This is a genomic window from Mycobacterium sp. TH-M15 (genome assembly GCF_057473705.1).
The window spans coordinates 1-8420 of sequence record NZ_JBYCLB010000086.1 but is presented as its reverse complement, the minus strand read 5'-3'; the positions used below and the strand labels follow the sequence as shown (position 1 = coordinate 8420).

Sequence of the window (8420 nt, the reverse complement as noted above, 5' to 3'; positions counted from 1 at the left end):
GCCAGCACCCCGCCGGCGGCCCCGGTCGGTGTCGGCTGCCATCCGCCGGCCGCCGGCACCCGGTCCGAGCCGCTCTCGCGGACCGCATCGGCCAGCGCCACCAGGTCGTCGTCCTCGGGATGGCTGGGCAGCGGACCGGCATGGCGGACCAGTTCCCAGCCGCGGGGCGCGGTGATCCGGCCGGCGTGACCGACACACAGGTCCCAGGAGTGTGGTTCGCGCGCGGTGGCCAACGGTCCGATCACCGCGGTGGAGTCCGAGTAGACGAACGTCAGCGTCGCCACCGCATAATGTGGGCACCCGGGCCGGCAGCAGCGGCGGGGAACGACGTTCACGATCGTGAGGCTATCGCGGACCGAGCTGCGCGCGGCCACGGACACGCGCAATAGCCGCCTACCCTATGCGCAACCGTTACCATCGCCTGGTGCAAAGATCCCGGCACGGCCGCGAAATCCGTGGCCCGCTGCTGCCGCCGACCGTGCCGGGTTGGCGCACCCGCGCCGAGCGATTCGACATGGCGGTGCTGGAAGCCTACGAACCGATCGAGCAGCGCTGGAAGCATCGGGTTTCCGCCCTCGACGTGGCCGTCGACGAGATCCCGCGGATCACCGCGAGGGACCCGGAAAGCGTGCAATGGCCGCCGGAGGTGGTGGCCGACGGGCCGATTCCGTTGGCGCGCTTGATTCCTGCCGGGGTCGATGTGCGGGGTAATCCCACCCGCGCTCGGATCCTGTTGTTCCGCAAGCCGATCGAACAGCGCGCTCACGACAGCCTGGAACTCGGCGATTTACTGCATGAAATCCTGGTGGCCCAGGTGGCCAGCTACCTGGACGTCGAACCCACCGTGATCGATCCGGACATCGACGACGGGTAGCCGCCGGCCGCCGGGGATCCGGTCAGATGATGCCGCGCTTGAGGCGACGGCGCTCCCGTTCGGACAGGCCGCCCCAGATGCCGAAGCGCTCGTCGTGCGCCAATGCGTAGTCGAGGCATTCGGCACGGACCGGGCAGCGCTGGCAGATCTTCTTCGCTTCCCGGGTCGAGCCGCCCTTCTCGGGGAAGAACGCCTCGGGGTCCGTCTGCGCGCAGAGCGCGCGGTCCTGCCACTGCTCGTTGGTGGCGGGCGCCGACTCGAACGGGTCGAACGGCTCGGGCTCGTCGGGAACCACGCTCAGATGCGGTCGACGGATCGCACCTCCGGTGTCCGGGGTATCCGTAGTCGGGTCGGTACTGGCGTGCGGTATGCCTCCCATTACGCCCCGAAGGTGCTCATAGGACATGCTCCGCCTCCTCACCTGGTGTCGTGAATCAGAACTTCGTCGCCGCTGTTGTGATGTCGGTACATCTCAATTCGAACATGTGATCGAATCTCGGCCTGTGTCACCGGAACCGGTCGACCCCGCCAAGAAATGACACTGGTGTGATTACACACTTATGATGCGTCTGGGTCAAGGCGTCGCGGCAAATTCCTTACCATCCCGTGACCAATCTTCGGCGTGTTGGCGATCGGCGCGTCGCTGTCGAATCCGCCACACCCCCGCTGCGCCCGCCCCCCGCAGCCGCCCTCCGGGACGGACCGCATCGTCGGCGGGCAGTAACGTCATCCGCTGTGAAGATCACCGTTCTCGTCGGTGGGGTCGGCGGGGCCCGGTTCCTGCTCGGGGTGCAGCGCCTGCTCGGCCTGGGCCAGTTCGCCGGCGACCACCCGACCGGCGAGCACAGCCTCGCCGCGGTGGTCAATGTCGGCGACGACGTCTGGATGCACGGCGTGCGAGTCTGCCCGGATCTCGACACCTGCATGTACACCCTGGGTGGCGGGGTGGACCCGGAGCGCGGCTGGGGCCATCGCGACGAAACATGGCACGTCAAAGAGGAATTGGCCGCCTACGGCATGCAGCCGGACTGGTTCGACCTCGGTGACCGCGACCTGGCCACCCACCTGGTGCGGACCCAGGCGCTGCGGGCCGGCTACCCGCTCTCCCAGGTGACCTCGGCACTCTGCGACCGGTGGCAACCGGGTGCCCTGCTGTTGCCGGTGACCGACGACGGCTGCGAAACCCACGTGGTCATCACCGATCCGGCGGACGAGAGCCGGCGGGCGATTCACTTCCAGGAGTGGTGGGTGCGCTACCGCACCGCGGTGACCACCCACAGCTTCGCCTTCGTCGGCGCCGAGAAGGCCGGCGCCGCACCGGGGGTCATCGACGCGATCGCCTGCGCCGACGTGGTCCTGATCGCGCCGTCCAACCCGGTGGTCAGCATCGGCGCCATTCTGGCCGTCCCCGGCATCTGGGGAGCGCTGCGGTCCACCGCGGCGCCGGTCGTCGGCTATTCGCCGATCATCGCCGGCAAGCCGCTGCGCGGGATGGCCGACACCTGCCTGCGGGTGATCGGCGTGGAGTCCAGCTCGGAGGGGGTCGGCCGGCACTACGGCGCCCGCACCGGCACCGGGATTCTGGACCACTGGCTGGTCGGGCCCGACGACCGGGCGCAGGTCGACGGCGTGGCCGGGCACTCGATCCCGTTGTTGATGACCGACCCGGACGCCACCGCCGAGATGGTGCGCGCCGGGCTCGACGCCGCCGGGGTGCGCTGATGGCTCCGGCCGAGCACACCGGCGCCGCCGAGCACGCCAGCGCCGCCCGGGTCGAGATCCTGCCGGTGACCGGGCTGCCGGAGTTCCGGCCGGGCGACGACTTGGCCGACGCGATCGCCGACGCGGCGCCCTGGCTGCGCGACGCCGACGTGCTGGTGGTGACCAGCAAGATCGTCTCCAAATGCGAGGGCCGGATCGTCGCCGCGCCGACCGATCCGGACGCGCGGGACGCGCTGCGCCGCAAGCTGATCGATCGCGAGGCGGTGCGGGTGCTGGCCCGCAAGGGGCGCACCCTGATCACCGAGAACCGGATCGGGCTGGTCCAGGCCGCCGCCGGCGTGGACGGATCCAACGTGGCCGTCGACGAGCTGGCGCTGCTTCCGGTCGACCCGGACGCCAGCGCGGCGGCGCTGCGCGACGGGATCGCCGGACGGCTCAAGGTCAGCGTGGCCGTGGTGATCACCGACACCATGGGCCGCGCCTGGCGCACCGGGCAGCTGGACGTCGCCATCGGTGCCGCCGGCGTGCCGGTGCTGCACTCCTACGCCGGGGCGGCCGACCGGCACGGCAACGAGCTGGTGGTCACCGAGATCGCGGTGGCCGACGAGATCGCCGCCGCGGCCGACCTGGTCAAGGGCAAGCTGACCGACATCCCGATCGCGGTACTCCGCGGCCTCACCCTGACAGATGACGGGTCGACGGCTGGGGCGCTGGTGCGGCCCGGAACCGAGGACCTGTTCTGGCTCGGCGCCGACGAGGCCATCGCGCTGGGCCGCCGACAAGCCCAGCTGCTCCGCCGATCGGTCCGCCAGTTCGCCGAACGCCCGGTGCCCCCCGAGTTGGTCGAGGAGGCGGTCGCCGACGCCCTCACCGCCCCGGCACCGCACCACACCCGGCCGGTGCGGTTCGTCTGGCTGCAGACGGTTTCCGTGCGCGAACGACTGCTGGACGCGATGGCCGCCAAGTGGCGCGCCGACCTGGCCTGCGACGGCAAACCGGCCGACGCGATCGAACGCCGCTTGGCGCGGGGCCGGATCCTCTACGACGCCCCCGAAGTCGTCGTTCCGATCATGGTTCCCGACGGCGCACACCACTATCCGGATGCGGCCCGCACCGACGCCGAACACACCATGTTCACCGTGGCGGTCGGCGCCGCGGTGCAGGCGCTGCTGGTGGCGTTGGCGGTCCGCGGACTGGGCAGCTGCTGGATCGGCTCCACCATCTTCACCGCGGACCTGGTCCGGGCCGAACTGCAGCTGCGCGACGACTGGGAGCCGTTGGGCGCCATCGCAATCGGCTATCCGCTGGAGCCGGTCACCGAACCGCGGCCGCCTGCCGCCACCGACGGACTGCTGGTGCGCAGATGAGTGTGCGCGATTCGACGATCGCGCTGCTCACCGGCTGGACCGCGCCGGACTCCGCCCAGGACGCGCTGCGGCACGCGGTACTGGCCTTCGTGCACGCCCGCGCCGACGCCTGCACCCGGGACTGCGTACCCGGCCACGTCACCGCGTCGACGCTGGTGCTCGACGACGCCGGCGCCCGGGTGCTACTCACCCTGCACCCCCGGTTGGGCCGCTGGGTGCAGCTGGGCGGGCACTGCGAGGACGACGACGCCGACATCGTCGCCGCCGCGCTGCGCGAGGCCGTCGAGGAATCCGGCATCGCGGATCTGCGCATCGACGCGAGCCTGGCCGCGGTGCACATGCACCCGGTGACCTGCTCGCTGGGTCTGCCCACCCGCCACCTCGACCTGCAGTTCGTCGCCCGCGCACCGGCCGGCGCGCGGATCGCGATCAGCGACGAGTCGGTGGACCTGCGCTGGTGGCCGATCGGCGGGTTGCCGCCGGGCGCCGACGCGGCGCTGGCGTACCTGGTCAGCCGGGTGGCGGGTCAGAACGGGCCGGTGTAGGCAGGCCGACGGCCGGTCCGCACCCGGCTGGAGTTCGCCGCGAACGGCCTCAGAACGGTGGTGGGTCGCTGTCGGCGTCTCGTGGTGCCGGCTCGACGTAGCTGGTGGTTCGTCGCGCGGTGCGGGCGTCGCGGTTCTGTCGTCGTTCGGTGACGATGCGGTGCGCCCGGTTTTGGGCGCGGGTGCGGCGCCGGCGGGGCATCATCGCGGTGCGGTCCCCGCAGGGTTCGCTCGGTGGGTCGGCTTCGGGTGCGGGGACGCCGCCGACAGCGTGGCACAGGCTCGGGAACAGCAGCGCGCTGCCCGGCGTTCGCCCAGGCCGCCCGGCGGTGCTGCCCAGTCTAGTGGACGCCGACCATCCCAACCGTCGCGTACACGTCATTGTGTCGTGTCAGCGCCAGGTGACCTGCACCCGGGCAGGGTCGAACCTGTTGCCCGACTTACCCTTCGGCTCCACCGTCACCTCGGCCAGCACGTCGAGCACGGCACGGAAACGGTCGGGTGACAACGCCGCCACCGCGGCCGGCGCCGCATCGGTTCCCAGCGGGATACCGTCGAACACCCGCACCCGTTCGGCGTCACGCTGGCGGGCCTGTACCGCTTCCAGGCGGCCTTCCAGCCGGTCGGTGGCGAGCTTGGCCTGCCGCCCGGTCAACAGACCATCGGCACGCTCCATGGCGATGTTGTCGATTTCCGCCAGCAGCGAGTTGACTTCGGCCCGCAGCTGTTCGGCTTCGGCGGCATCGTGCTGTTCGGCTTTGAGGAGTTCAACGGCGTCGGCGCGGGCCAGGCGTTCAGCAACCAGGTTGTGCACGATAGGTTCGGCGTGCTTGGCGCGCACCGACACGCCGCGACAGCGTTTGCACACGTAGATAATGTCGCTGCCGTTTTGCCCCATGCCCCGGACAGGTAGTGGCCGCACTTGCCGCAGCCGAGCACCGACGTCAGCGGATACTTGCGAACCGTTTTCGGGCCTGGCCGGCGGCCGGGGGCGTCGAGCACCGCCTGCGCCGCCCAGAACGTGTCGACCAGCGCAGGCCAGTCACCCGGGCCGACAATAGAACCCGGGTCAGCTGAGCCACGTTCAGCACGGTACGTCCGCAGGCCAGCGTTACGGGGCTTGCGGAGATACATCGACAGCTGCGGCTGTGTCCAGCGTTTCCCGTTGAGTGTGGTCACCCCGGCCGCCGTCCAGCCGCGGCATATGTCGCCCAGCGATGCGCCGGCGATGATGTCCCGATAGGCCTGGGCGACCAGTGGGCCGGTCACCGGGTCCACCTCGCGGCGGTGCCCGCCGGCATCGACATAGCCGAACGCACGCCGCCATTTCGGTTTGCCGGATTCGGCCAGCTGCCGGGCGGCCCGGCGTTGCCGCTCGGCCTTGTGTTCGACCTCGGCGGTGGCAACCGAACCGAGGATGCCGGCGAGCATGCGTCCGGTCGGCGTGGACAGGTCCAGTTCCCCGGCGGTGACGGTGCGGAACTCCACCCCCTTGGCCACGTCCATCAACCGGGTCAGGTCCGATAGCTTGCGGTACATGCGGTCGGGGTGCCAGACGATTACCGCGTCGTAGTCACCTGCCGCCATGCCGTCGAGCAGCGCTTCAAAGCCGGGACGGGGTTTGCCCGAGGTGGCTGAGCGGTCGTTGTCGGTGAACTCCTCGGTGACCGTCCAGCCGAGTTTTGCGGCTAGGGCACGACAGTCATCCGACTGGCGCTGTACGCCGAGATCGTGTGGTCCAGATCGCAGTCGATCGCCGGCTGGTCAGAGGCCGGCCAGCGGCAGGTCAGGTCCCGGCAGCGCACGAAGTCGGCCAGCGCCTGCGACGGGGCATAGACCAGCCACCCGGGCTCGGTGCCGTCGTGTTCGCAGACGGTGCCCGCCAACGCATCCAACGCCTGGTCCACCGCCCGGGCGTCCGGGGTGAACAGCCCACCGCTCAGCTCGGCACCGGCTCAACCGCAGCGCGAACAGTTGGCGACCGCCTCCTCGACGACATCTTCGGCCGTGCATCGAACATATATTCGATTCTAGCGAGCGGGTCCGACATCGATGGCGCTTGCGTCCCGAGTCCTGTGCACCCGGGGCATGAGTGCGTTGCCCGCTAGTTGCATACCAAACTGGTACCATCGGTGACGTGAGCACACAGATTGCGGTCCGCTTGCCCGACGAGATCGTCGCTTTTATCGATGACGAAGTCCGCGGACAACGTGCTCGGAGTCGTGCGGCTGTCGTGGTGCGGGCGCTGCAACGGGAACGTCGCCGTCGTCTCGCCGAACGCGACGCGGAGATCCTCGCGGCCAGCATGTCTTCGAGTGGTTTGGATACCGTGGCCGGCCACGCTGCTCGTACCGTCCTCGACATCGACTGATGCGACCTATCCACGTCGCTCAGCTTGACAAGTCCCGACCTGTCCTGATTCTCACCCGCGAGTTCGTGCGTCCACATCTGACCAACGTCACCGTCGCCCCGATCACGACAACCGTCCGAGGGCTGGCCACCGAAGTCCCGGTAGGCGCGGTGAACGGGCTGAATCAACCGTCTGTCGTCAGTTGCGACAACATCCAAACGATCCCGGTGTCTGACCTTGGGCGCCAGATCGGCTACCTTCTCGCGTCGCAGGAATCAGCCCTCGCCGATGCCATCGGCAACGCGTTCGACCTCGATTGGGTCGTGTCATAGGCTGCCATGGCAGCGCTGACGCGCGGTGATCGCGGACCGGATCACCGCGACGACGGCGGCGAGCCGCGCCTCGGCCGGTTGGCGCAGCACCTCCTGCACCACGACGAGTTGTTCGGCGCCAACCGATTCCGCGTCGACGAGAAGACCGCGCCGCGACCCGAAAGCAGCGGACACCGAAGCGGTCGCGACGGGCGCAGCGCGGCAGCTCAGACATCCGACGAGTAGCGGATCCCGCCGTCCGGGATGACCACCCCGGGCCAGACCCGAGCCCCGCGCAGCAGCTCGCAGCGCGCGCCGATGTCGGCGCCGTCGCCGATCACCCCGTCGCGGATCAGCGCCCGCGGCCCGACCCGGGCGCCGAAGCCGATGATCGACCGCTCGATCACGCTGCCGGCCTCCACCTTCACCCCGTCGAAGATCACCGCGCCGTCCAGCCGGGCGCCGCCGCCGATCTCGGCGCCGCGGCCGACCACGGTGCCGCCGATCAGCACCGCGCCGGGCGCCACCGCCGCGCCGTCGTGCACCAGCGACTCGCCGCGCTGCCCGGCCAGGGCCGGCGACGGGGCGATGCCGCGCACCAGATCGGCCGAGCCGCGGACGAAGTCCTCCGGGGTGCCCATGTCCCGCCAGTAGCTGGTGTCGACGTAGCCGTAGACGCGCACCCCGTCGGAGAGCAGCGCCGGAAACACCTCGCGCTCCACCGAGACCGCCCGCCCGCGCGGGATGCGGTCGATCACCGCCCGGGACAGCACGTAGCAGCCGGCGTTGATCTGGTCGGTGGGCGGATCCTGGGTCTTCTCCAGAAACGCGGTCACCCGGCCGTCGTCGGTGGGCACGCAGCCGAACGCCCGCGGGTCGCCGACCCGCACCAGGTGCAGGGTGGCCTCGGCCGCCCGATCCCGGTGGTAGCCGAGCAGCTCGGCCAGGTCGGCGCCGGAGAGCACGTCGCCGTTGAACACCATCGTGGTGTCGTGGCGCAGCTTGCCCGCGACGTTGGCGATGGCACCGCCGGTGCCCAGTGGCTCATCCTCGGTGACGTACTCGATCTGCAGGCCGAGCTTGGAGCCGTCGCCGAACTCGGCCTCGAAGACCCCGGGCTGATACGACGTGCACAACACCACGTGCTCGATGCCGACCGCGGCGATCCGGGACAGCAGGTGGGTGACGAACGGCAGGCCGGCGGTGGGCAGCATCGGTTTGGGCGCGGACAGCGTCAGCGGCCGCAACCGG

General features: G+C 70.4%; 12 protein-coding genes and 2 pseudogenes. 7 read left to right on the top strand and 7 right to left on the bottom strand.

All coding sequences use genetic code 11. The features are described from left to right. Positions 1 to 284, bottom strand: a 284-nt coding sequence (locus AC2VNT_RS02185) for a DUF3499 domain-containing protein (RefSeq protein ID WP_486945291.1), incomplete at its 3' end; no start/stop codon positions are given. Between the two features lie 167 nt (positions 285 to 451). On the opposite strand from AC2VNT_RS02185, the gene AC2VNT_RS02180 reads away from it, so the two are divergent. After that, on the top strand, positions 452 to 874 hold the full coding sequence (locus tag AC2VNT_RS02180; protein WP_486945292.1) for a metallopeptidase family protein: 423 nt from the start codon (positions 452 to 454) through the stop codon (positions 872 to 874). A 22-nt stretch (positions 875 to 896) separates the two neighbouring features. Here the strand turns inward: AC2VNT_RS02180 and AC2VNT_RS02175 are convergent, their stop codons facing one another. Next, positions 897 to 1280: a WhiB family transcriptional regulator gene (locus tag AC2VNT_RS02175; protein ID WP_486945290.1), complete on the bottom strand. Its 384-nt coding sequence runs from the start codon at positions 1278 to 1280 to the stop codon at positions 897 to 899. A 329-nt stretch (positions 1281 to 1609) separates the two neighbouring features. On the opposite strand from AC2VNT_RS02175, the gene cofD reads away from it, so the two are divergent. The 3 genes from cofD to AC2VNT_RS02160 are packed head-to-tail and all read left to right on the top strand — an operon-like array spanning position 1610 to position 4508. Further along, positions 1610 to 2596, top strand: coding sequence for a 2-phospho-L-lactate transferase (gene cofD, locus AC2VNT_RS02170; RefSeq protein ID WP_486945289.1), 987 nt, complete (start codon positions 1610 to 1612; stop codon positions 2594 to 2596). Beyond that, entirely contained in the window at positions 2596 to 3963 is a 1368-nt protein-coding gene (locus AC2VNT_RS02165; protein ID WP_486945288.1) for a coenzyme F420-0:L-glutamate ligase, read from the top strand. The genes cofD and AC2VNT_RS02165 overlap by 1 nt, the downstream gene beginning before the upstream one ends. Further along, the gene (locus tag AC2VNT_RS02160; RefSeq protein WP_486945287.1) at positions 3960 to 4508 is read left to right on the top strand and encodes an NUDIX hydrolase; all 549 of its coding nucleotides are present in this window, start codon (positions 3960 to 3962) and stop codon (positions 4506 to 4508) included. Before AC2VNT_RS02165 ends, AC2VNT_RS02160 begins: the two co-directional genes overlap by 4 nt. A gap of 49 nt (positions 4509 to 4557) precedes the next feature. On the opposite strand, the pseudogene AC2VNT_RS02155 reads toward AC2VNT_RS02160, so the two are convergent. From AC2VNT_RS02155 to AC2VNT_RS02140, 4 genes and pseudogenes are all read right to left on the bottom strand, one after another. After that, positions 4558 to 4818 (bottom strand): annotated as a pseudogene (locus tag AC2VNT_RS02155) (hypothetical protein); the annotation flags it as partial. Positions 4819 to 4899: 81 nt separating this feature from the next. After that, positions 4900 to 5406, bottom strand: coding sequence for a hypothetical protein (locus AC2VNT_RS02150; RefSeq protein ID WP_486945286.1), 507 nt, complete (start codon positions 5404 to 5406; stop codon positions 4900 to 4902). Between the two features lie 182 nt (positions 5407 to 5588). Next, positions 5589 to 6257 (bottom strand): annotated as a pseudogene (locus tag AC2VNT_RS02145) (recombinase family protein); the annotation flags it as partial. Next, complete coding sequence (locus tag AC2VNT_RS02140) at positions 6197 to 6415, bottom strand: hypothetical protein (RefSeq protein ID WP_486945293.1); 219 nt, start codon at positions 6413 to 6415, stop codon at positions 6197 to 6199. The gene AC2VNT_RS02140 and the pseudogene AC2VNT_RS02145, both read right to left, overlap by 61 nt. Before the next feature lie 185 nt (positions 6416 to 6600). On the opposite strand from AC2VNT_RS02140, the gene AC2VNT_RS02135 reads away from it, so the two are divergent. The 3 genes from AC2VNT_RS02135 to AC2VNT_RS02125 are packed head-to-tail and all read left to right on the top strand — an operon-like array spanning position 6601 to position 7415. Next, positions 6601 to 6879, top strand: a complete 279-nt coding sequence (locus AC2VNT_RS02135; protein ID WP_486945285.1) for a YlcI/YnfO family protein — start codon at positions 6601 to 6603, stop codon at positions 6877 to 6879. Beyond that, positions 6879 to 7190 (top strand): type II toxin-antitoxin system PemK/MazF family toxin, encoded by a 312-nt coding sequence (locus AC2VNT_RS02130; RefSeq protein ID WP_486945284.1) that lies wholly within the window; start codon positions 6879 to 6881, stop codon positions 7188 to 7190. The genes AC2VNT_RS02135 and AC2VNT_RS02130 overlap by 1 nt, the downstream gene beginning before the upstream one ends. A gap of 6 nt (positions 7191 to 7196) precedes the next feature. After that, a complete protein-coding gene (locus tag AC2VNT_RS02125; RefSeq protein ID WP_486945283.1) occupies positions 7197 to 7415 on the top strand; it encodes a hypothetical protein in 219 nt (72 codons plus the stop codon). Here AC2VNT_RS02125 and manB read toward each other — a convergent pair. Then, a partial coding sequence (gene manB / locus AC2VNT_RS02120; RefSeq protein ID WP_486945282.1) for a mannose-1-phosphate guanylyltransferase occupies positions 7397 to 8420 on the bottom strand: 1024 nt, incomplete at its 5' end. The two genes, AC2VNT_RS02125 and manB, sit on opposite strands and share 19 nt — an antisense overlap.

Excerpts from the sequence above, each read along its gene's own strand:
- AC2VNT_RS02165 (WP_486945288.1), top strand. The coding sequence starts at position 2,596 with ATGGCTCCGGCCGAGCACACCGGCGCCGCCGAGCACGCCAGCGCCGCC.
- AC2VNT_RS02175 (WP_486945290.1), bottom strand. The coding sequence starts at position 1,280 with ATGTCCTATGAGCACCTTCGGGGCGTAATGGGAGGCATACCGCACGCC.
- AC2VNT_RS02150 (WP_486945286.1), bottom strand. The coding sequence starts at position 5,406 with ATGGGGCAAAACGGCAGCGACATTATCTACGTGTGCAAACGCTGTCGC.
- AC2VNT_RS02125 (WP_486945283.1), top strand. The coding sequence starts at position 7,197 with ATGGCAGCGCTGACGCGCGGTGATCGCGGACCGGATCACCGCGACGAC.
- AC2VNT_RS02160 (WP_486945287.1), top strand. The coding sequence starts at position 3,960 with ATGAGTGTGCGCGATTCGACGATCGCGCTGCTCACCGGCTGGACCGCG.
- AC2VNT_RS02130 (WP_486945284.1), top strand. The coding sequence starts at position 6,879 with ATGCGACCTATCCACGTCGCTCAGCTTGACAAGTCCCGACCTGTCCTG.